Here is a 20,457-nt window from a genome sequence, read left to right as displayed (position 1 = left end):
CGCCGGGAAGGCGAGTGCTTCTGCGGGGGGTCATGGCTGGCGCGTCCCCAGGTCATGGACAAAAAGCGCAAGTGTCCGAATTTCCGCGGTGGTCAGCCGCTCGTCCCAGGTCGGCATGTGGCCTTGCCGGCCTCCGTGGACGGAAGCGATGATGGTGTCCATGCTTCCGCCGTAGATCCAGTAAGCGTCGGTCAGGTTCGGCGCTCCGACCTCGCGATTGCCTTGCGCGTTCTCGCCATGACAGGCCGCGCATGTCGTCACGAAGACTTCCTTGCCGGCGTTGATGCGGCCGAGGTTCTGCGGTGTCGAGGTGTCGGGATTTGTCAGCGAGTAGACATAGGCGGCAACGTCGCGCACCTGGTTCCGGTCGAGCATGTCGTCGCGGCCGAAAGCAGGCATCTGCCCGACACGGCTTTCGGGATGGGCGGTGTTGATGCCGACGCGCATCGTCTGCTCGATCAATTGGGGACCGCCGCCCCACAGCCAGTCGTCGTCCGTGAGGTCGGGATAGTTCGCGCCGCCCTTGCCATCGCGTCCGTGGCAGGCGGCGCAGTTGTCGCCGAACAGCTGCTGCCCGGTGTGACGGACGGTCTGCATCAGAGCTTCGTCCGCCATGATGGCGTCGTAAGGTTCGGATTCGAGCCGGGCCGTCCAGGCGGCGCGCTCGCGCTGGCCTTCCATCACCCGGGCTTCAACCGTCGTCCGCTGATCAACGCCCAGAAGCCCTTTCGTGTAGGTCGTCCCCAACGGCCATGCCGGCACAAGGAACCACCATGCGAGCGCCCAGATATGCGTGACGATCAGGAACATCAGGACCCCGCGCGGGACCGGCGTGTCCAATTCCTTGATGCCATTCCACTCGTGGCCAGTCGTTTCGCGGCCGGTAGCGGGATCGCGTTCGCTTACTTCCATGGCTTGTCGTCCCGATCGAGGATGCTGGTCTTGGCCCTGTCGAACCGTTTCCGGTTGGACGGCCAGAAGGCGTAGACAACGACACAGAGGAAGAAGCCCATCAGGTAGAAAAGGCCCCAGCTCTTGGACAGGGCAACGAGCGTGTCGTGGTCGAAATCCATCATCGGTCCTCCCGTCAGCTTTCCGGGTCCGGCTTCTTTTCCGGCGCCGCCGTATCCTCGTACGCGGCTCCCGTCAGCCTGCCCAGCACCTGCAGGTAGGCCACCAGCGCGTCCATCTCGGTGACGTGTGTGGTGACGCCGTCGAATGCGCTCACCTGGGTTTTGTCACCATACCGCTCAGTCACCCCGCTTGAGAAATCAGTGTCGGGGGTCGCCTGCCCGTAGGCGTCGCGGGCAGCGTTTTCCACCATCGCCTCGGTATAGGGTACGCCGAGTGCCCGCTGGGCCGCCAGATGCTGCGGCAGGTCGTCCGTCTTCAGCGTCGTGCGGGCAAGCCAGGTATAGGCGGGCATGTTCGATTCCGGCACGACATCGCGTGGATTCGTCAGATGTGCGACATGCCAGAAATCCGAATATTTTCCCCCAACACGCGCAAGGTCGGGTCCGGTCCGCTTCGACCCCCAGAGCATCGGCCGGTCGTATTGGGATTCCACGGCGAGCGAATACGGACCGTAGCGCTCGACCTCGTCGCGCAGGGTGCGGATCATCTGACTGTGACAGGCGTAACAGCCTTCACGGACATAGATGTTGCGGCCCGCGAGCTCCAGCGGGGTGTAAACCCGCATGTCGGGCGCCTGCTCGACGGTTTCGTCGATGGTGAACAGGGGAGCAATCTCGACGATGCCGCCAACGCTGGCCGCAGCTATTATTCCAAGTACGAAGAGGATCGCGGACCGCTCGATCTTGCGGTGGAAAAGTTCAGGCATCCGTCATTCTCCCGGTACTGCGGCGGGGATGACGGGTGCGTCTGTCTCACGGGCTGCCGCGAGCGGCACCATACGGACCGTCATCCAGATGTTGTAGCAGCCGACCAGTGCGCCCAGCAGGAACAGCAGTCCGCCGATGGCGCGGGCAATATAGTATGGATACATTGCCACCAGTGAATCGACGAACGAATAGGCGAGAGCGCCTTCCTCGGTATAGGTTCGCCACATCAGACCCTGGATGATGCCGGAATTCCACATCGCGAAGACGTAGATCAGCGTTCCGGCGATCGCGAGCCAGAAATGGACCTCGACGAGCGCGGCCGAATACATCCGCTCGCGCTTCCAGAGCGCCGGGACGAGCGTGTAGACGGAGCCGAAGGTGATGAGCGCGACCCATCCCAACGCTCCGGCATGGACGTGGCCGACTGTCCAGTCAGTGTAGTGCGAGAGAGAGTTCACCGGTCTGATCGCCATGAACGAGCCCTCGAAGGTGGAGAGCCCATAGAAGACTGCCGCGGCCATCATGAATCGCAGGGTCGCATCGTCACGGACCCGGTGCCAGGCGCCGTTGAGGGTCAGCAGCGCGTTACCCGCGGATGCCCACGAAGGCACGAGAAGCATCACGGAAAAGGTCATGCCGAGCGTTTGCACCCAGTGGGGGAGCGCGGTGTAGTGCAGGTGGTGGGAACCCGCCCACATGTAGAAGAAGGTGATGCCCCAGAAGCTCAGGATCGAGAGACGGTAGGAGAAGATCGGTCGCTGCGCCCGGACCGGCAGGTAGTAGTAGAGCATGCCGAGAAAACCTGCGGTGAGGAAGAACGCAACCGCGTTGTGGCCGTACCACCACTGGACCATCGCGTCCTGCACGCCCGGCCAGATCGTGTAGCTCTTGGCGTGCCCCCAGGACACCGGCAGCGCGAGGTTGTTGACGATGTGCAGGATGGCCACGACCAGGATAAAGGCCATGAAGTACCAGTTGGCGACGTAGATGTGCGGCTCTTTCCGACGCGCGATCGTGGCGATGTAAAGAATGAAGTAGGTCACCCAGACGATCACCAGCCACAAGTCGGCGTACCACTCGGCTTCCGCGTACTCCTTCGACTGGGTGGTACCGAGCAGATATCCGGAAATGGCCAGAACACAGAACAGGTTGAAGCCGAGAAGCACGAACCAAGGGCTTATCTGGCCGGCTAGCCGCGCGCGAGACGTGCGCTGCACGACGTGGAAGGATGTGGCAATGAGTGCGTTGCCGCCGAACCCGAAGATGACGCCGGACGTATGCGTTGGCCGCAGCCGCCCGAAGCTGGACCAGGCCGCATCGAAGGCGAGGTCTGGCCAGGCGAGCTGCGCGGCCACCCACACGCCCATGAACATGCCGAAGACAGCCCAGGCCATCGACAGCACGATCCCGACCTTGATGGGATCGTCGTAATAGGAGACTGCTCGGTCTTCGGTCGGTTCGGCGCCGTAGAACGACGACATGAGGAGGTAGATTACGACGCCCGCGAAAAGCATGACGATGACGCCGTGCACCCCGAGAGTGTCCGAGCGTCCGAGGGCGGCCATGGCGAGTCCCGCGAGCGCTACTGCCACCGCGATGAGCAAGGCGTACTGCCGTTCAGAGGATTTGAGGTTCGATATCATGCATTCCCTCCAGGTACGGCATTCGCTCAGGCAACTTCCCCAGAAACTCTGTGCATTTCAAACAACTCCACCAGTTCGGATCTGTTTGCGGCTATGTCAGCCAGAGTATAGCCATCGAAGACAGCGAGAAACGCCTGCAGCGCCTTGACGACGACGCCCTCGAGCCGGCAGGCAGGGGATATGACGCACAAGCCGCCATCCCTGCGCATACACTCCGTCAGAGCGAAGTCGTCTTCCATGTGCCGCACGACCTCACCCAAGTTGATGTCCTCCGGCCGCCGGGCGAGCGCTATGCCGCCGGTGCGCCCCCGAGCCGTGGTGAGGTAACCCAGTCGCCCGAGCCTGAAAGCCACTTTCAGGAGGTGATTGCGTGATATCCCGTATGCCGCGGCCACGTCGGTTACTCGGCACGGTCTTTCCCGGTGGACCGCCAGGTAGATCAGCATCCTGAGCGCATAGTCCGTCTGAAAGGTGAGACGCATCCCGCAGATTCCTGGTTCTCATCGCAGAAAGAACCCACCCTAGCAGGCTGTCAGCTAGACGAAAATGCGACGTCAGCGCGAGCATGCCCGCCCACGCTACGAAAGCGTCGTCTCGGCGGGAAAAGCCTGCCCTTCCGCGTTTATCATCCCGCCGCCCCCGCGGACGGGCGATCAAGCCGGAAAAACATGGCGACCTTCAGGCTCCGCGCGATCCTTTCGGCGCGGTCGACGAACACTTCGGCTACCTCAGGCGGGCATCGCTCTTCGACGGTTTTGCGGAAATGACCGAGCCATATGTCGAAATCCTCCTCGCGCACCTGCTTCAGCTTAAGGTGCGCAGGCACGGGGCGGCCGCTGTACGCGCCATTCTTCAGAATGACCGAACACCAGAAGTCGGTCATCTTCTCCAGATGCGGTTCCCAGTCGCCGTGGATTTCCGCAGCGAAGATGGGTCCGAGGCGAGTATCCGACCTGACGCGGACGTAGAAATCGCGGACAAGCGCGGCAATGAACCCGCGGTCGACCAACGGGTGGGACAGCGGCATTTCCGCCTGCGGGCGGGCGCGATCGTAAACAGCAGAATTCATCGCAGCACACAAAGTGGTATCGTGTCTGCTACTTTTAGGTGCCTGACTTCCGCACGGCAAGCGCGCAATTCGTCCCAGCCCGCTCGTTCCGCCATTTGTTTGCGCCTGCGCAAAGTTCCGGGCGAGGCGGACGGTTTAGATGGCCTTCTTTGGAGACGACTATCGTGAACCAACCTGAAACCATCGATCCCGATATGACGGTCGACGAGATCATGCGGCGATGGCCGGCAACCATAAGGGTGATGATCCGCAACAGAATGCTCTGCATCGGCTGTCCGATCGGAATCTTCCATACGGTCGCCGACGCATGCCACGCCCATCGGGTCGACCTGGAATCCTTCTCCCAGGAACTTCTCGAGGCGATAAGCAGCGATCCGCTTGCGAACGCGCCGTCGGCCTTCCTCGGTGATGGCGTCGCGGCGCTCTGAACCGCATGCGCCGCATGCGGCACGCTGCACCCGGAGAGGCAGTTGGCAAAATAGCGGATCCGTCACCGAGATCATTGGAATTCCAAACGTTTGGCTGATGTCGATTACCGCTCGCGGCTGAATGCGACTTGATCCAGATCAAATTTTGCGCGACGCGACCCGGAATTGGCCAACATTCACCTCGCCCTTTTCGAAGAACTCGGCTTCCGACGAGAATCGACGGTAGGAACTTATCGGAACCCCCGATTGCTCCCCATTCTACAAAGCTCGTATTGAACGCGCCCGTTTATGCCAGCGACGTGACGGCGGCGCTATGCAGCCGGCCCCTTGCGCCTGTTCTCAGACACCAGCATGAGCGCATGCGGGTCAGTCACGGTGACCTTCTGGCGCCCGCTCCTTACAATACCCTGGTCTTCCCAGGCGCTGAGCAGCCTGCTGACCGTATGCAGCGTCGTTCCGGTCATCTCCGCGATGTCCTGACGCGTGATTGGAAAGTCGATCTCGATCCCTTCTGGCGTCTTTCGTCCGGACTGGCTGACGATACGCAGCAACGCGTGGGCGATGCGCTGCTCGACCTGCTGGGTCGACATCTCCATGACCTGCGCCTGGGTTTCCTGGAGGCGGGAACCGATCGTGCGGTAGGCACTGGCCCCGAACGTCGGGAAACGCGATTGCAGTTCTGCCCACGCGGAATTGGGCCAGGCGAGGACGACGCAATCAACCGCCGCGACCGCGGACGCCGGATAGGTCGTCCTGCCCATGGCGATGGCGATGCCGAAGAGTTCACCCTCGGTGATGTATCGAGCGATCACTTGATGCCCTTCGGGCGAGGTGCGGACGACGCGGATATGACCCGACAGGAGCAGGAAGAAGGACGTGGCCTCCTCCTCTTGTCCGAAAACCTCCGAATCCTTGGGAAAGCGGGAGGACCGCGCCCGCGAGAGAATAGCATCGAGGTCTTTGCCGTCGAGGCCGGCAAACGCGGGCAACCCGAAATCAGGGACCTGTCGAGAGGCATTGTCTTCGCTTCCAGTCTGGGGCGCTGTTCCTGTGGGGCGCTGCTCCTGTGGGGCGCCGCTCCTGTTCGATTTCTAGCGGCTATTTGCGCCAGCGCAAACTGCCTGTTGGCGACACGCACTATAAAGCCTTCAACGGCATTGGAGCCGCATACCAGGAAAGGACCAGGAAAATGAAGAAGCTCATCGCAGCGCTGGCGCTAGGCGCGGCCGTCGCGATCGCAGGCGCGGCTGGCGCGGCCGAAATCGAGGTCACGATGCTGAACAAGGGCGAGAAGGGTGCGATGGTGTTCCAACCCGACTTCGTCAGCGCCGCCCCCGGCGATACCATTCGCTTCGTGCCGACCGACAAGGGCCACAACGTGGAAACGATCAAAGGCATGCTCCCGGAAGGCGCCGAGGCCTTCAAGAGCAAGTTCAACGAGGTCTTCACGGTAACGCTCGATAAGGAAGGCGTCTACGGCGTCAAGTGTGCGCCGCACTACGGAATGGGCATGGTCGCCCTGATCGAGGTGGGCCAGCCGGTCAACCTCGACGCAGCGAAGGCCGTCAAGCAGACCGGCAAGGCCAAAGCCGTGTTCGCCGAACTCTTCGGCCAGGCCGTGGCGGCCAGGTAGCGCGGGCCAACAGACGCGAAATGGCGCGGACGGCGGGGGCCGCGTCAAGGAGGCGGAAGTGATGGACCGAGCGGACAGGCAGGCTTGGCGCCAAGGCGCGCCGAACCACGATCCCGCGATCAGGAAGGAAACGTCGCAGCGATATGGCCGCTGCCACCCGGGCCACAGCTTCGCCGAGCTCGTCCGCCGGTCTTCCTTTTCCAAGGAGGACCGGCGGCTCTTGGAAAACTGACTGGGAGCCGGAGGCCGCGCCAAGCCTCGTTGCTGATCCCTTGCGAAGGTGACCATCCGCGAAGCTTCACATCCAGGACGTTGGGCCACCTTCCCAGCGCAGGTTACAAGCGCCACCACCGCCGCACGTGATCCAGAGAGAACCGTTCACGCGGGGGCCGTGACGGACTGCTATTGAGTTGAACGCTTCCCGTTTTGGTTTCGTGGCAGCTGCCGCGCCGGATGACGCTGCCGGATGACGCTGCTTGTCTTGATCTGACAGTGCGTCTGGCGCCAAATCCACTGAGCGGCCGTCAGGAAAGCGTTCGCCCTGCTGGTCGAGTAGCTGCTTGGACGCTCGACGTCGACGCGCATCCGCCGCTCTGCCTCATTTCTCATGGGCCTCCCGCCCGGACATCCGCTCGACATGGATTCGAAAGAAGACGTGCGAAGCATGGTCGACGAGCGGTGCAACGACGGGCTTCAGCGCGCCGGGTTCCCACCAGTTGGCGTGCTGGCTAAGCAGAGACCAGGCCCGGTCGCGCTCTCGTTTGATGTCAATGCGGTCGGGCAACTCCTCGAAGCGGCCTTCGGCGACGACGCTCTTCCAAGAACGGGCCTCACCTTTTTCTTCGACCAGAAGCGCCACTTGAGGGTTGCCCCGCATGGTGTCCAGCTTTCGGCCCGGCATAGTGAAGGAATAGGTGCATCTATCGTCGTAGGCGTAGTAGATTGGCACAAGGTAGGGCTGGTTACCGGACGAGCAGGCGAGCCGCGCGAGCCGGTTCTCAGAAATCAGGGCGGTGCATTGGGCGAGGGATAGTTGTCGAATTATCATGGCGGAACTCCTCATCGAAGTCTCACAATGCGCGCGTCGCACACAATCGTCGTTGTCTCAGATCAATGTCCCTCGTTGACAACTCCCGACCAAACGTCGCTTCGAAGTGTCAATCAGCGTGGCTGCCCGGTAGTGTCTCAGATCGAATTTCTGTTATGGCTGGGAAGCAAATCGCCCGCGACGTCACCAACTGCCGAAAGTCTAAGGGGCGCAACGGGCTGATGGCCCTCTCGCCATCGGTCCTCTTGTCTTGAAGGAGGAGCGCCAGGATGAGCACCGACCGGGATACCGTGCGGGCCTATGATACGGTCGCGGCGGAGTACGCTGCCGAGGCCGCGGCGATGCCAGAATGGGTCGCGACAGAGATCGATGCGTTCGTGACCGAGCTGGGTGGCTCTGGCAGGGTGCTGGAGATCGGAAGCGGTGGCGGGCGAGATGCACTTGAGCTTGAGAAGCGGGGGATCAGCGTCCGGCGCACCGACATTTCGAAGGGCTTCGTCGAACTGCTTCGCGAGAGTGGCTTCGAGGCCGACCTGTTGGACCCGCTGACCGAAGACCTGGCCGACCCGCAGCGTCCCGGCACGCCGTATGACGGGATCTGGGCCTGTGCCTGCCTGATTCACGTCGCGCGCGAGGATTTCGGCACGCTGCTTGCACGGCTTGCCGAGGCGACCCGGCCCGGTGGCCAACTGCACGCCTCGGTTAGAGAGGGCGATGGCGAGAATGTGTCCACACACGGCAGCGCTGCAGCGCCTCGGCGCTACGTCGAGACGTACTGGCGCGAGTCTGCCCTGCGGTCCGCACTCACAGACGCCGGCTGGATCGTCAGCGAGGTACGTCGGTGCATCGGAAAGCCCAATGATCGGTGGCTGAGCGTTCGGGCGAGGCGCGCGTGACACCCACAGAGTTCTAGCCCCGGATGGAGCGGTGTACCGCCACCCGATCATCTGGAAGGCGCGCCGTCGTCCAAGCTCCACATCATTCCGTGCGGGGACCGCGCAGTCCTTTCCAGGCGATCGAATACAGAAGCCGCCGGCAGTTCCTCTCCCTCAAATTCGGGGGGAACTTTCCAGCCGGGATCGACGCCTTCCATGTTCGGCAGCTCGTGGGCTATGCCTTTGTGGCAGTCGATGCAGGTAGCCTCGCCAGACAGGAGGTAGCGTGTGTGGATCGTTGCCGCGCGTTCGGTTTGCTTGGACAAGTCCATCGCCACCGAGGAATGACAGTTGCGGCATTCGAGACTGTCGTTCGCTTTCAGTCGGGCCCATTCGTGCTCAGCCAGTTCACGCCTGTATTCGAGGAACTTCCTGCGGGTGTTGATGGTGCCGAAGATCTTGCCCCAGACCTCTTTGGAAGCCTGCATTTTCCTGGCGATCTTGTCGGTCCATTCGTGCGGGACGTGACAGTCCGGGCACGAGGCCCTCACTCCTGAACGGTTCGAGAAGTGGACGGTGCGCGTGAGCTCCTCGTAAACGTTCGTCTCCATCTCATGGCAGGAGATGCAAAACTGCTCGGTGTTGGTCAGTTCCAGGGCGGTGTTGAACGCACCCCAGAACATCACACCGCCGACAAAGCCGCCGAGCGTCAGGAAGCCCAGGCTGAGCGTCGCGGCGGGCGTCGCCAATATGCGCCAGGCCCACAAGGCGGCGGCCTTGAGCCGTGACCACATGCTACTCATCTCCCGCGTGGCCGACGCCCAGCTTGCTCATGTCGGTGAACGTGTTGCCGACGAGCGGCGCGGTGTCGGCCTGCGGCACATGACAGGCGGTGCAGAAATAGCGTCGGGGTGAGACGTCGGCCAACATCTGGCCCTCGCGGGTGATGTAATGCGTGACGCTGATCATCGGTGCGCCCGACCCTTGCGTGAACTCGCGCTTGTGGCACGACAGGCAGCGGTTCGTGTTGACCGAAAGCTGGTAGCCCTCGATCGAGTGCGGAATAAGGGGCGGTTGGTCGGGATAGGCGCGCATCTTTCTGATATCGTCGACTGTCCACTTGGGCGTCGGATCAGCCGGAAGTTCGTCCATCGGCTGCGCTGCCCCGGTAAGCGGCGGGACGATCTCGGCCGACATTTGCGCCAACGCCGCAGTGCCGACGGCGAACAGGCCTGCGGCGACAAGTGCGACGCGCGCGCGGCGCGTCAGACGGGCATGACCTTGACCGCGCATTTCTTGAAATCCGTCTGTTTGGAGATGGGATCAGTGGCGTCGAGCGTCACCTTGTTGATGAGCTTGCTGGCGTCGAACCAGGGCACGAACACCACGCCGCGCGGCATGCGGTTACGCCCCCGGGTTTCGACCCTGAGCCTGATCTCGCCACGCCGTGAAACGACCCGGACCTCGGCTCCCTGGTTGATGCCGCGCCGTCGCGCGTCGTCGGCGTTCATGAAGCAGACCGCGCCGGGGAACGCCCTGTAGAGCTCCGGCACCCGCATCGTCATCGATCCCGAATGCCAATGCTCGAGGACGCGTCCAGTTACCAGCCAGACGTCGTATTCCTCGTCAGGGGATTCCGCCGGAGGCTCGTAAGGCACGGCGAGGATCACTGCCTTGCCGTCTGGCCTGCCATAGAATTTTACGCCTTCGCCCGGCTTCACATAGGGGTCGAGGCCTTCGCGATAGCGCCACTTCGTCTCCTTGCCGTCGACGACGGGCCAGCGCAGGCCACGCACCTCGTGATAGACGTCGTAAGGCGCGAGATCGTGGCCATGACCGCGGCCGAATTCGGCATACTCCTCGAACAAGCCCTTCTGCAGGTAGAAGCCGAATTCGCGCGATTCCCTGTTTTCATACTCGGCGTCGAGTTCTCCTAATGGGAAGCGGTCGACCATGCCGTTCCTGAACAGCAAGTCGAACAGCGTCTTGCCCTTGTAGTCAGGATTGGCATTCAGGAGGTCGGCCGGCCAGACGTCTTCGGTGGTAAAACGTTTCGAGAATTCGACCAACTGCCAAAGATCGGAACGCGCCTCGCCGGGCGCATCCACGAGTTGGTGCCAGACATGAGTGCGGCGCTCGGCATTGCCGTATGCTCCTTCCTTTTCCACCCACATCGCCGCCGGCAGGATCACGTCCGCCGAGAGCGCGGTAACGGTCGGATAGGCATCGGACACGACAATGAAGTTGTCAGGGTTGCGGTAGCCCGGATAGGTCTCGTTCGAATTGTTCGGTGCGGCCTGAACGTTGTTGTTGACCTGGACCCAGTAGAAGTTGAGCTTGCCGTCCTTCAGCATGCGGTCTTGCTGGACGGCATGGAAGCCGGGCTTCTCCGGCAGGAGGCCGTGCGGCAGACGCCATATCTCCTCGGCGTGCTTTCGGTGCTCGGGGTTGGTCACAACCATGTCGGCGGGGAGGCGGTGGGCGAAGGTGCCGACCTCGCGCGCGGTGCCGCAGGCCGACGGTTGGCCGGTGAGCGAAAACGGGCTGTTGCCAGGCTCCGAGATTTTGCCAGTCAACAGGTGGATATTGTAGACCATCTGGTTGGCCCACACGCCGCGGACGTGCTGGTTGAAGCCCATCGTCCACAGCGACATCACCTTCACGTCGGGGTTGGCATAGAGCTCCGCCAGTTCCTCGAGGAACTCGGGCTCGACGCCAGACAGTTCCGAGACCATCTCGAGCGTGTAGTCCGAGATCATCGTCTTGAACGCGTCGAAGTCGATTGGCTCCGTTTTTCCGGGATCCGCCGCACCCTTGGCAGCCATCTCTACGGGATTGTCCGGCCGCAGCCCGTAGCCGATGTCGGTGGCCCCGCTCATGAACACGGTGTGGTCGCGCACGAACGTTTCGTTGACCCGCCCGGACTGGATGATGTGGTTGGCGATGTAATTCAGGATCGCCAGGTCAGTGCCCGGTTTGAACACAATCGGGATGTCGGCAAGGTCCATCGACCGATGCGTGAAGGTCGACAGCACCGCGCAGCGGACGTGGGGATGGCCGAGCCTGCGGTCCGCCACCCGCGTCCACAGGATCGGGTGCATCTCGGCCATGTTCGAGCCCCACAGCACGAAGGCGTCGGCGTGCTCGAAATCGTCGTAGCAGCCCATCGGCTCGTCCATGCCGAAGGTGCGCATGAAGGCGACGGCGGCGGAGGCCATGCAATGTCGGGCGTTGGGATCGAGATTGTTCGAGCGGAAGCCCGCGCGCATCAGCTTGGTTGCGGCGTAACCCTCGAAGATGGTCCATTGGCCGGAGCCGAACATGCCGACCGCTTCGGGACCTTTCTCCCGCAGTACGGCCTTGCACTTCTGCGCCATGAGGTCGAGGGCTCGTCCCAGGAGACGGGCTCGAACTCGCCGTCCTTGTCGTAGACGCCGCCGCGCTTGCGCATCAGCGGCCTTGTCAGGCGATCCTCGCCATACATGATCTTGGAGAGAAAATAGCCCTTGACGCAGTTGAGGCCGCGGTTGACCTCGGCCTGCATGTCGCCGTGTGTCGCGATAACACGTCCGTCCTTCACGCCGACCATGACGCCGCACCCGGTGCCGCAGAAGCGGCAAGGAGCCTTCGACCACTTGATCTCCAGGGCTTCGACGCCACCGGGAACGGGCTGCGCCGCGGCCGGGAGAACGATCCCGGCCGACGCTGCCGCGAGCGACGCGGCGTGCGCCTTCAGCAGATCGCGACGGTTGATGGATGACGTCATTTGCTTTCGTCCTCCCGTCGCTCGATATGCTCGAAGACCATGTTGGCGGCGATCACGCCGTCCATCATCGAGATAGTGGTCAGGGTCTCGCCGAGCATGCCGCTGCCTGGACCCTCGATCGTGACGACGATCCGGCTGCCTTCGCCGGCGTGAATCTCCACGCCAGGCATTTCCGCCAGTCGCCTGCTCAATTCTTCCCTTCGCGCCGGCAGCACGACGACGACGGCGCTCGAAATATGATGCCGAGCCTGAAATCCACCCTTGAGAAGGGATCTGCGGGTGATAGCAGGATTTTCGCGCATTGCTTCACCCTCCCGGAGGGCCGGGCGGCCCGAACACGATCTGATACATCCAGACCAGGAAGCCGTAGCCACCGACGACGCCGACAGCGACGATGGGCCAGATGCCGAAAGCAAGTGCGAGAAAGGCCAGCAACTCTCGTCGCCTCGTCTTCGAACGCGAAGGTCCGGGGTCGGAAAGGGCCTGGGGGCTGTCCTGGGTCATGACCACTCCATGTGCCTTGGACTTGGCCAGATACTGTGAAGCGTCAGACCGCTGAACAGGCTATCGTCTTAAGTGGCTTTTTTAATACCTTTTTTCTGAGGCTCCAACGTCTCGAACTATGCCGGCCGAAGGCTCGGAGTATCCGCCCATCTCAAGCGCTGGCCCTGCGCCCCCACAGGACAGGCGCATAGCGAATGGCGAACAGCAGGAAGGCGGCACTCCGCAGCGCACCGCCGCAGATCAGTAAGTGCGCGTGCCAGTCTCCTGCCAACGGCGCCGCGACCCGCAGGACAGCTCCCAATGTAACCGCTATGTAGGCTGCGAGAACGGTCCGGTCCGCGACGATCTCCCGTCCAGTGTGGCCGAGGCTGGCGCGGGTCATGACGGCGAGCGTCATCGTGCCGATCGCGCCGGCTGTCAGCGCGTGCAGAGCGGCGCTTTCCGGTAGCCCTGAAAACAGCACGGAGCCACCGAGCAGCAATAGTGCGAAGCCGAGCCAGGCGTAGCCGATATGGAGGATCAGCACGATTGGCTCGCGCGTGGTGTGCTGGCCTTGCCAACGCGCCAGACGTGCGGCCAGAAGCACACCGGAGAGACCGAGCATGCCTCCTGCGGCAGTTGAATCCGGAACGGCCACCCAGGCGGCCGCGCCAGCGGCGGTCGTCGCCAGCGCCGCCTTGTCCGAGGCGCCGAAGCTTGCCGGAAGGCGCGTCCCGCCATTCTTGACAAGCCAGTTCCGGGTGAAACTTGGAACGATGCGGCCACCGACAAGGGCAAGCAGCATAGCGATCGCGCCCAGTGCCAGCCGCACGCCCAAGCCATGCGGAACGAACCCGAGATTGGCCGCGTGGTCCAGTGCGTTGGCCAGCCCGAACAGCGTGATCATGACAGCCACGGGCGCGTTCTTCCAGTTGCGCCCCGCCACCACCTCGCGCCAGACCGCGAAGCCAAGCATGACCGGGAACGAAATATCAACGACGACGGCAGCGACCGGGCCGGGGGCGGCGGCACAAGCTATGCGCCCGGCCAGCCACAGTGTCACCAGGCCCGCGAGGGGCCAGCCGCTCAGCGGCAACCGGCCCGTCCAGTTCGGGATTGCGGTGAGCACGAAGCCGGCCAGGACGGCCTGCAGATAGCCGAACAGCATTTCGTGGGCGTGCCAGTGCAGGCCGGGGAAGGGGCCGGGCAAAGCATGGCCGGAAAAATAGATCCAAAGCCAGGCCGGGATCGCCGCGCCGGCGTGGAGCGCGGCGAGGAAGAAGAACGGCCTGAATCCATACTGGAGGATCGGCGGCATGGAGGACACCCGCCCCCGGCCGTCACGGGAAACGTAGCCGGACTTGCGCAGCGAGCGCAGCACGGACCTGTCGGTTAGCGTGGTAGCACGATGGCGTCTCGCATCCTTCTGGCGTCCGCGAGCCCGCCAGCGCGCTGGACCAGATCGCCTTCCAAGCCGACATAATCTGGCATGCCGTTCGCGGCCTTGGCGCATTGACGTTCGAGCGCTGCGCCGGCTACTCCCTGACGAATGCGTTCGACCAGCGACGGCCGCGTCAGGGATTCGATCGGGAGCGTCGGTCGTCGCGCAGTATCGGTACCCATTGGTGTAGTCTCCTTGGGGCGACGGCGTTTCTTCATTCCTCAATCGCCTTCCTGGCCGCACTCTCTCCAAGCGCCGCGATCTCGGAGATCTCGCGGAATATCTCTGCGATGTCGCTCGCGACGGCCTGCTTGGGCTCGCGAGGCGCCAACTCGAATATCTCATCGAGGAGCGCCAATGCGACGTCGATCGCGTCGCGCATCCGCTTCGCTCCAGCGAAGTTTTTGGCGGGACTCGACGCATGATCCACCGTTCCCGTTCGATCGGACGCGGTGTCGTTGATTTCAGTTGCAACACCGTCACGCCCCACCTCGGCGAGGCGGCGCAGCAACTCCGCGGCAAAGGAATTTTCGCCCCTGTTGGCAAGTTCCAGCAACCGCGACGAGGCTGCCGCAAGCATTCTCGACGCGTCTGATTTCTGTGTCACGATTGGGAACTTTCGCTGGAGAAGAGCGCGCTGATCCAGCATGCAGGCCCGCAAAAGGGCTCATCGCGAACAAGTCGAAATCCCAGATTCTCCGGCGGCGTGCCGACGGCGCATCCGCCACTCCTGCCGTCTCGAACGAAATTGGACATGTAGGCCCGGTGGCGTCCCTCGAGCACGTGTACGCCGCAGTTCTCGACGACGGTCTCGGGCAGGCCGCTCTTGGCCTCTAGCGTGACGCGGCTGTAGCAGCTCGAAGTCCATTCCCAGACGTTGCTGCCGAAATCCTCGACGCCGAGAGTGTTGACGCCGTAGTGGCCGCCGGGCTTCGGCTCTGGATCCGCGGGGCGCCTGGCCGCGGCTTCCTCCTTGTATCGCCGTATCCAGCGCACCGCGGGATTTTGGGGGTCGTCCGCCGTTGCGGAGAAGGATTCGCCACCAAAACGTTCGCCGGCCGCCGCGGCTGCCTCGAGCGCGGTCGGAAGCCGCCAGGATTCGCCAGTGGCCTCAGAATACCAGCGAGCATATGTGTCGGCGTCCGTCCAGTTGACCCCGGTGACCGGAACGTCTGCCTGAGAAGGTCGTGCGTCGGCCGCCATGCAGGCGCCTGCGGCAACGCAGCGATCGTACTCGGCGAGGCTGACCTGCCGCGTCATCATCCGAAAGCCGGCGACCATGATAGGCTTGGCGGGAGCCGCTGCAGGAACACCGCCTGACAGGAATTCGCCCGGTGCCGGAAAGTCCACGATCCTTTCCCCGATCTCGACGGTTGCCGCGACCGGAACTGACCGTTCGTGTTCCAGCGGCGCATGCAATCCGACGGCGAGCGCCGGCACGACCAGCGCGGCGACGGTGCCGAAAGCTGCTTCCAGCATGGCATCGAAATACTCCATGGGAACGTGGCCCGGATCCCCCTTGGTCCGGGCCGCCAGCCTGATCGGTCAGTGAGTCGGGATCGGTCCGGGAGCCTCGACCTGCTTCATCAGGTCGTCGCTCCATTCGCCCTCGACGACGAAGTGGGCCGTCGCTCCGAGTTCGACCGCTTCGATCAGGTTGTGGTTGACGTAGGCGTAGACGCCCGGCTGGAGGAAGGTGTAGAGCGCGGCTCCCGCCGATCCGCCGCAGATGAACCAGGTCTCCAGGTCCTTGGCGGGCGGGTTGGCGAATTTGCCCTCTTCCCAGACGTAGTCGCCATGGCCGCCGATCAGGTGGGGCCGGGTGTCGCGGTTGGCCTGCGAGTGGACGATCAGGACCGTCTCGCCGACCTTTGTCTTCATGGCGTTGTCGCCCGTCAGGGCGCCCTTGGCGCCGTTGAAAACGACATGGGACGGGACGAGACGTTTCATCACCTCCAGCGTGTCTGCGTAGCTGTCGCCGTGGCTCTCGTAGGACTTGAAGTTGCCGTCCTCGTCGCGCGGCACGTAGAAGTCGTTCTCGCCGATGTAGAAGACCTTGTCGTAGGTGAGCGGCTCGCCCTTCTCGTTCTTCAGGCCGTTGCGGGGCAGGATCATGATCGTCCCGCTCATGCCGGACACGACGTGCCACGGGATCATCGGGCCTTCGGGCGCGCAGTGGTAGACGAAGGTTCCGGTTCGGGTTGCCTTGAAACGCAGCTTCACCTGTTCACCGGGATTGATGAGCGTGAGGGCTCCGCCGCCGAGCGCGCCGGTGGCGGCGTGGAAGTCGATGTTGTGGGGCATCGAGTTGCTGCCGGGGTTGACCAGGTTCAACTCGACGTAATCGCCTTCATGGACGACCATCATCGGGCCGGGGATCGAGCCGTTGAAGGTCATGCCCTGCAGCACGGTGCCTTCGTCATCGATAGTGACGGGCTTTTCCTCGATGGTCATCGTGAACTCGACCACCTTCGGACCGCTCTTGGCCACCTGTTCGTGCGCATGCACGAAGGGCGGTGCGACGAGTGTGACCTGCTCGCGCGGCAGCGCGGCGATCTCGGTCTCGTTCGCGAAAGCGGTCATTGAAGGCATCGCGGCCAGCATGGCGGCGGCCGCTGCTCCCATCAGTGCCCGGCGACGCGTGAACATCTCGGTTCTCCTCGTGATCCATCGTTGTCGATGAGCGACTTCTACGCCCGCCATGACAGAGGAGTTTGTCCTGGAACAAACTCCCGATGGATTTTCGGGGGAGCGACCTGAAGGCGTATCTGCGGAGTTTGCTGCAGCGCAAATAGCTGACGGCCAACGCGGCTATGCAGTGGCTCCATAAGCGTGCGGAACAACCCGTCGCGCAACTCGAGTGTCATTCGACCTGGAGAGGTCATTCGACCTGGAGAAGAAAGGAGACAGTCAGATGTACAGGCCTCTTATAGTTGCGGCGGTCGCTGCGATCGTGGCCGGACCGGCCCATGCGCATGTTTCGTTCGAAAACGCCCAGGCTGCCGTCGGCACGACCTACAAGGCGGTTCTAAGGATTCCGCACGGTTGCGACGGCAAGGCCACGGACGAGGTCCGGGTCCGGATCCCGGAAGGCGTTATCGCGGTCAAGCCGATGCCCAAGGCCGGATGGACGATCGAAAAGACGGTGACGGGGTACAAGGCAGAGTACGATCTGCACGGCAAGAAGGTGGCCGAAGGCGTTACCGAGCTATCCTGGAGCGGCGGAAGCGTGGCGGACGACGAGTACGATGATGAGTTCGTCTTCAGGGCGACTCTCGACGCAGGCCTCCCGGCGGGCGAAACCATCTATTTCCCGGTGATCCAGGTCTGCGGCACGGACAGGGCAGAATGGACCCAGGCTCCGGCCGAGGGCCAGACAGCTCATGACCTGGAGCGACCGGCGCCCGGTCTGGAACTGCTTCACGGCGAACACGCGGGGCACTGAAACGCCTGAACGCGGGAAATCTGGGGCCGAGTGGCTCAGGAGTCCGGAACATCACCGGAGGGCACGCAGGGCGTTGAGGATCACCGCTACGTCTATGCCCTCCTGCACGAGTGCGCCAGCCACAGGCGGGAGATAGCCGAGCGCAGCCACAGCCATCCCGACGACGGAGAGGCCGAGGCCGGCGACCACGCTTTGCGTTGCGATTTGGCGGGTCCGATGCGCGACCTCTACCGCGGACGCCAGGCTGTCGATGCGGTCGACGAGAATGACGACTCCGGCGCTTTCCGACGAGGCGGCGGAGCCGCGCGCGCCCAACGCCACGCCCACGTCGGCGCTCGCCAACGCGGGAGCGTCATTCACGCCGTCTCCAGCCATGAGCACGGGAGCGCGCATGCGTTCCCTGGTCACGACTTCGACCTTCTGCGCCGGATCCAGTTCGCCATCCGCCTTGGCTATCCCGAGCCGGGCAGCCACGGCGTCGACCACATCCTGGCGATCGCCGGAGGCGATCACGACGCGGTCGATCCCAGCCTTCTCCAGCGCCCGGAGCATGGCGGGCGCCTCCGGCCTGATCGCGTCAGCCATGGCGATGATCCCGGCCAGGACGCCGTCTACGCCGACGGCCACCACGGCGCTTCCCCAGGGAAGACCTTCCCGCAACCCATGGGGATCGCCCTGCGTGATCGCGTCCCTGACGAAGCGGCTGCCGCCGATAACCAGCCTGCGTCTTTCGACGATCCCTTTGATTCCGGTTCCGGCGACCTCGCTGACGTCCGTCGGCGCAGAGAGCGGGAGCCCCTTCCGGCGTGCGTCCGCCACCAGCGCCGCTGCCGTGACGTGGCCGGACGCCTGGTCGAGCGAGGCGGCGAGCCGCAGGACCTCGTCAGGTAACCAGGTCCCGACGGTGCGTACGTCGACCACCTCGGCTTGGCCGAACGTCAGGGTTCCGGTTTTGTCGAGGATAACCGTCTTGACCTTCGCAAGGGTCTCGAGAGCCCCGCCGTCCTTGACGAGGACGCCGAGCTTGGCGGCGCGCGACATGCCGGAGATGATGGCGACGGGCAGGGCGAGGATGAGCGGGCACGGCGTTGCGACCACCAACACAGCCAGCACTCTGACAGGGTCGCCGGAGATGGCCCAGGCAGTTCCTGCCGCCAAGACCGTCAGCAGCAGGAACCAGACCGCGTAGCGATCCGCCGCACGCACGCTGGGAGGCTTGCCTTCCTGTGCCTTGGTTACAAGCCGGACGATGTTGGCGTAGGTGCTTTCGGCCGCGGGTCTGTCCGCAAGGAGATCGAAGGCATCGCCAGCATTGGTTGCTCCGCTCAGGACTTCGTCACCCAGCAACTTCGTGCGTGGCAGGCTCTCTCCGGTCAAGGCGGACTCGTCCAGGACGGCAGAAGGTGACGCAAGGCTGCCGTCGACGGGGATCACTTCGCCGCGGCGAACGAGGAGCCGGTCGCCTGGAACGATAGCCTGGATGAGGACTTCGTCGAGCCCGTCATTGCCGTACCGCATGGCGCTGTGGGCCACGCGACCGAGTAGGGCGGTCATCTCCCTGCGTGCGCGGCCGGCCGCATAGCCTTCGAGAAACTGGCCACCCGCGTACATCAGCGCGACGACGTTGCCCGCTAGCATCTCGCCGAACGCGAGCGCGGCCGACATCGATAGCGCGGCGACCAGGTCAAGCCCGACTTCGCCGCGCGACAGACTGCGGACGATCTCGACGGCGAGGGCCGCCAGCACCAACGCGGTCGCGACGGCCCACGGCCAGGGATGCCAGCCTGCGCCGGACGCCCATCCAGTAATGCCGACCATGAGTCCGCTGAGCGCCACGCCGAGGAGCACTCCTCTCAACGAGAGAATCGGCCACCGCGCATCAGGCAAGGTAAGCATCCATCATCAGCAGGGCGGTCAATGCGAAAGCAGCACTGGCATCCTCAGGTCCGCCAAGACGCCTTCGGTCGCGCCGCCGAGAACGAAATCCCTGAGCCGTGAGTGACCGTAGCCTCCCATCACCAGCAGATCCGAACCTAGGCCGGCAGAGTGGCGCTGCAGGGTTTCTGCAATCGGGCAGTCCTCCGCGCGCACTGCCGAGAAGGTGGCTTTCAGCCCGGCTTCGCGCAGACTGCCCGCGAGCCGCTCCCCCGCATCTGCCTCGTCGATTGACTTTTCGTCTGTGACGGTGACAACCTTGATCTCCACGGCGCGCTCCAGAACAAACCTGGCGTCTGACACGGCGCGGGCTGCGACGCGCGTGCCATCCCATGCGATCGACACCCGGCTAAAACTGGCGGGCGGCGCCTGATCGGGCAGAAGGATCGTCGGGCGGCCGGAGCTGAAGACAACGGCCTCCGCCAAAGCGCGGATACCGGGGTTGTCGGAGTTCCACCCGACAAGCGCCATGTCGAAATAGCGGGCATGGCGAGCGGCCGCCTCGCCAAGCAGCGCGACCTGCGTCCTCTCCACGGAAGTCGTCAGATTCAGACTTCTGGCTTCTGCCTCAACCCTGGCCGCGGCCAGCAGTTCCGCGCCGTTGCTCGCGCTGAGTTTCTCGGCGTTGCGGATCATTTCCGGCAGATTCATGAGCATGCGGGAGAACGCGTTCGAAACCTCTGGAATGTCAGCTTCTAGCACCAGCGCGTGGAGGTCCGCGCCAAGCAGATCCGTCACCGCCGCAGCATTGGCTACGACTGCCGTCGTGTGGGGTTCCGGATAGGTGAGTAGGGGCACAAGAGCGCGAAGCTTCATTCGATGTAGTCCTTCAGGACAGGAATTTCCTCCA

At 63.5% G+C, this 20,457-nt stretch carries 22 protein-coding genes and 2 pseudogenes; 4 read left to right on the top strand and 20 right to left on the bottom strand.

Annotated elements, in window-relative coordinates; translation table 11 throughout:
• Positions 1–30: 30 nt before the first annotated feature.
• The 6 genes from ccoP to X738_RS54275 all read right to left on the bottom strand — a co-directional run bounded on the left by ccoP (position 31) and on the right by X738_RS54275 (position 4,553).
• Complete coding sequence (gene ccoP / locus X738_RS54300; protein ID WP_023798494.1) at positions 31–912, bottom strand: cytochrome-c oxidase, cbb3-type subunit III; 882 nt, start codon at positions 910–912, stop codon at positions 31–33.
• Positions 903–1,073 carry a CcoQ/FixQ family Cbb3-type cytochrome c oxidase assembly chaperone gene (locus tag X738_RS54295; RefSeq protein WP_023798493.1) on the bottom strand — a complete coding sequence of 57 codons (171 nt, stop codon included), beginning with the start codon at positions 1,071–1,073 and terminating at the stop codon, positions 903–905. The genes ccoP and X738_RS54295 overlap by 10 nt, the downstream gene beginning before the upstream one ends.
• A gap of 14 nt (positions 1,074–1,087) precedes the next feature.
• Positions 1,088–1,840 (bottom strand): cytochrome-c oxidase, cbb3-type subunit II, encoded by a 753-nt coding sequence (ccoO, locus tag X738_RS54290; RefSeq protein ID WP_023798492.1) that lies wholly within the window; start codon positions 1,838–1,840, stop codon positions 1,088–1,090.
• Positions 1,841–1,843: 3 nt separating this feature from the next.
• On the bottom strand, positions 1,844–3,484 hold the full coding sequence (gene ccoN, locus X738_RS54285; RefSeq protein WP_023798491.1) for a cytochrome-c oxidase, cbb3-type subunit I: 1,641 nt from the start codon (positions 3,482–3,484) through the stop codon (positions 1,844–1,846).
• A gap of 26 nt (positions 3,485–3,510) precedes the next feature.
• The gene (locus tag X738_RS54280) at positions 3,511–3,966 is read right to left on the bottom strand and encodes an Rrf2 family transcriptional regulator (RefSeq protein ID WP_023798490.1); all 456 of its coding nucleotides are present in this window, start codon (positions 3,964–3,966) and stop codon (positions 3,511–3,513) included.
• Between the two features lie 143 nt (positions 3,967–4,109).
• The gene (locus X738_RS54275; RefSeq protein ID WP_023798489.1) at positions 4,110–4,553 is read right to left on the bottom strand and encodes a group III truncated hemoglobin; all 444 of its coding nucleotides are present in this window, start codon (positions 4,551–4,553) and stop codon (positions 4,110–4,112) included.
• A 164-nt stretch (positions 4,554–4,717) separates the two neighbouring features.
• On the opposite strand from X738_RS54275, the gene X738_RS54270 reads away from it, so the two are divergent.
• Entirely contained in the window at positions 4,718–4,981 is a 264-nt protein-coding gene (locus X738_RS54270) for a DUF1858 domain-containing protein (protein ID WP_023798488.1), read from the top strand.
• Positions 4,982–5,292: 311 nt separating this feature from the next.
• Here X738_RS54270 and X738_RS54265 read toward each other — a convergent pair.
• Positions 5,293–5,999, bottom strand: a pseudogene (locus tag X738_RS54265) (Crp/Fnr family transcriptional regulator).
• 171 nt (positions 6,000–6,170) lie between these two features.
• Here X738_RS54265 and X738_RS54260 point away from each other — a divergent pair.
• A complete protein-coding gene (locus tag X738_RS54260; RefSeq protein WP_023798487.1) occupies positions 6,171–6,614 on the top strand; it encodes a pseudoazurin in 444 nt (147 codons plus the stop codon).
• 598 nt (positions 6,615–7,212) lie between these two features.
• Here X738_RS54260 and X738_RS54255 read toward each other — a convergent pair.
• Positions 7,213–7,662 (bottom strand): pyridoxamine 5'-phosphate oxidase family protein, encoded by a 450-nt coding sequence (locus X738_RS54255; protein ID WP_023798485.1) that lies wholly within the window; start codon positions 7,660–7,662, stop codon positions 7,213–7,215.
• Between the two features lie 269 nt (positions 7,663–7,931).
• Between X738_RS54255 and X738_RS54250 the strand changes: the two genes are divergently transcribed.
• Complete coding sequence (locus tag X738_RS54250; protein ID WP_023798484.1) at positions 7,932–8,558, top strand: class I SAM-dependent methyltransferase; 627 nt, start codon at positions 7,932–7,934, stop codon at positions 8,556–8,558.
• 47 nt (positions 8,559–8,605) lie between these two features.
• On the opposite strand, the gene X738_RS54245 is transcribed toward X738_RS54250, so the two are convergent.
• From X738_RS54245 to nirK, 10 genes and pseudogenes are all read right to left on the bottom strand, one after another.
• A complete protein-coding gene (locus X738_RS54245; RefSeq protein WP_023798483.1) occupies positions 8,606–9,331 on the bottom strand; it encodes a NapC/NirT family cytochrome c in 726 nt (241 codons plus the stop codon).
• Position 9,332: 1 nt separating this feature from the next.
• A complete protein-coding gene (locus X738_RS54240; RefSeq protein WP_023798482.1) occupies positions 9,333–9,830 on the bottom strand; it encodes a nitrate reductase cytochrome c-type subunit in 498 nt (165 codons plus the stop codon).
• Positions 9,803–12,303: pseudogene (gene napA / locus X738_RS54235) on the bottom strand (periplasmic nitrate reductase subunit alpha). Before napA ends, X738_RS54240 begins: the two are co-directional and overlap by 28 nt.
• Positions 12,300–12,605 (bottom strand): chaperone NapD, encoded by a 306-nt coding sequence (locus X738_RS0141170; RefSeq protein WP_023798481.1) that lies wholly within the window; start codon positions 12,603–12,605, stop codon positions 12,300–12,302. The pseudogene napA and the gene X738_RS0141170 overlap by 4 nt, the downstream one beginning before the upstream one ends.
• Before the next feature lie 4 nt (positions 12,606–12,609).
• The gene (gene napE, locus X738_RS54230; RefSeq protein WP_023798480.1) at positions 12,610–12,807 is read right to left on the bottom strand and encodes a periplasmic nitrate reductase, NapE protein; all 198 of its coding nucleotides are present in this window, start codon (positions 12,805–12,807) and stop codon (positions 12,610–12,612) included.
• A 151-nt stretch (positions 12,808–12,958) separates the two neighbouring features.
• Entirely contained in the window at positions 12,959–14,167 is a 1,209-nt protein-coding gene (locus X738_RS54225; protein WP_245277626.1) for an NnrS family protein, read from the bottom strand.
• 11 nt (positions 14,168–14,178) lie between these two features.
• Positions 14,179–14,409, bottom strand: coding sequence for a hypothetical protein (locus X738_RS86900; protein WP_023798478.1), 231 nt, complete (start codon positions 14,407–14,409; stop codon positions 14,179–14,181).
• A gap of 32 nt (positions 14,410–14,441) precedes the next feature.
• Entirely contained in the window at positions 14,442–14,783 is a 342-nt protein-coding gene (locus X738_RS54215; protein ID WP_156942573.1) for a hypothetical protein, read from the bottom strand.
• A gap of 47 nt (positions 14,784–14,830) precedes the next feature.
• Positions 14,831–15,724: an SUMF1/EgtB/PvdO family nonheme iron enzyme gene (locus tag X738_RS54210; protein WP_023798476.1), complete on the bottom strand. Its 894-nt coding sequence runs from the start codon at positions 15,722–15,724 to the stop codon at positions 14,831–14,833.
• Between the two features lie 48 nt (positions 15,725–15,772).
• Positions 15,773–16,876: a copper-containing nitrite reductase gene (gene nirK / locus X738_RS54205; RefSeq protein WP_023798475.1), complete on the bottom strand. Its 1,104-nt coding sequence runs from the start codon at positions 16,874–16,876 to the stop codon at positions 15,773–15,775.
• A 265-nt stretch (positions 16,877–17,141) separates the two neighbouring features.
• Between nirK and X738_RS54200 the strand changes: the two genes are divergently transcribed.
• Positions 17,142–17,672: a YcnI family protein gene (locus tag X738_RS54200; protein WP_023798474.1), complete on the top strand. Its 531-nt coding sequence runs from the start codon at positions 17,142–17,144 to the stop codon at positions 17,670–17,672.
• Between the two features lie 51 nt (positions 17,673–17,723).
• On the opposite strand, the gene X738_RS54195 is transcribed toward X738_RS54200, so the two are convergent.
• Positions 17,724–19,508, bottom strand: a complete 1,785-nt coding sequence (locus tag X738_RS54195; RefSeq protein ID WP_245277625.1) for a heavy metal translocating P-type ATPase — start codon at positions 19,506–19,508, stop codon at positions 17,724–17,726.
• Positions 19,509–19,586: 78 nt separating this feature from the next.
• The gene (locus X738_RS54190; protein ID WP_023798472.1) at positions 19,587–20,423 is read right to left on the bottom strand and encodes a universal stress protein; all 837 of its coding nucleotides are present in this window, start codon (positions 20,421–20,423) and stop codon (positions 19,587–19,589) included.
• Positions 20,424–20,457 lie beyond the last annotated feature (34 nt).

Source organism: Mesorhizobium sp. L48C026A00 (assembly GCF_000502375.1).
GTDB classification, from domain to species: Bacteria; Pseudomonadota; Alphaproteobacteria; order Rhizobiales; family Rhizobiaceae; genus Mesorhizobium; species Mesorhizobium muleiense.
The sequence above is the reverse complement of the archived record's forward strand: the minus strand, read 5'-3'. Positions and strand labels throughout refer to the sequence as shown.

Bases quoted from the DNA above. Each gene is read 5' to 3' on its own strand.
- ccoP (WP_023798494.1), bottom strand. From the start codon at position 912: ATGGAAGTAAGCGAACGCGATCCCGCTACCGGCCGCGAAACGACTGGC.
- X738_RS54295 (WP_023798493.1), bottom strand. From the start codon at position 1,073: ATGGATTTCGACCACGACACGCTCGTTGCCCTGTCCAAGAGCTGGGGC.
- ccoO (WP_023798492.1), bottom strand. From the start codon at position 1,840: ATGCCTGAACTTTTCCACCGCAAGATCGAGCGGTCCGCGATCCTCTTC.
- ccoN (WP_023798491.1), bottom strand. From the start codon at position 3,484: ATGATATCGAACCTCAAATCCTCTGAACGGCAGTACGCCTTGCTCATC.
- X738_RS54280 (WP_023798490.1), bottom strand. From the start codon at position 3,966: ATGCGTCTCACCTTTCAGACGGACTATGCGCTCAGGATGCTGATCTAC.
- X738_RS54275 (WP_023798489.1), bottom strand. From the start codon at position 4,553: ATGAATTCTGCTGTTTACGATCGCGCCCGCCCGCAGGCGGAAATGCCG.
- X738_RS54260 (WP_023798487.1), top strand. From the start codon at position 6,171: ATGAAGAAGCTCATCGCAGCGCTGGCGCTAGGCGCGGCCGTCGCGATC.
- X738_RS54255 (WP_023798485.1), bottom strand. From the start codon at position 7,662: ATGATAATTCGACAACTATCCCTCGCCCAATGCACCGCCCTGATTTCT.
- X738_RS54250 (WP_023798484.1), top strand. From the start codon at position 7,932: ATGAGCACCGACCGGGATACCGTGCGGGCCTATGATACGGTCGCGGCG.
- X738_RS54245 (WP_023798483.1), bottom strand. From the start codon at position 9,331: ATGTGGTCACGGCTCAAGGCCGCCGCCTTGTGGGCCTGGCGCATATTG.
- X738_RS54240 (WP_023798482.1), bottom strand. From the start codon at position 9,830: ATGCGCGGTCAAGGTCATGCCCGTCTGACGCGCCGCGCGCGCGTCGCA.
- X738_RS0141170 (WP_023798481.1), bottom strand. From the start codon at position 12,605: ATGCGCGAAAATCCTGCTATCACCCGCAGATCCCTTCTCAAGGGTGGA.
- napE (WP_023798480.1), bottom strand. From the start codon at position 12,807: ATGACCCAGGACAGCCCCCAGGCCCTTTCCGACCCCGGACCTTCGCGT.
- X738_RS86900 (WP_023798478.1), bottom strand. From the start codon at position 14,409: ATGGGTACCGATACTGCGCGACGACCGACGCTCCCGATCGAATCCCTG.
- X738_RS54210 (WP_023798476.1), bottom strand. From the start codon at position 15,724: ATGGAGTATTTCGATGCCATGCTGGAAGCAGCTTTCGGCACCGTCGCC.
- nirK (WP_023798475.1), bottom strand. From the start codon at position 16,876: ATGTTCACGCGTCGCCGGGCACTGATGGGAGCAGCGGCCGCCGCCATG.
- X738_RS54200 (WP_023798474.1), top strand. From the start codon at position 17,142: ATGTACAGGCCTCTTATAGTTGCGGCGGTCGCTGCGATCGTGGCCGGA.
- X738_RS54190 (WP_023798472.1), bottom strand. From the start codon at position 20,423: ATGAAGCTTCGCGCTCTTGTGCCCCTACTCACCTATCCGGAACCCCAC.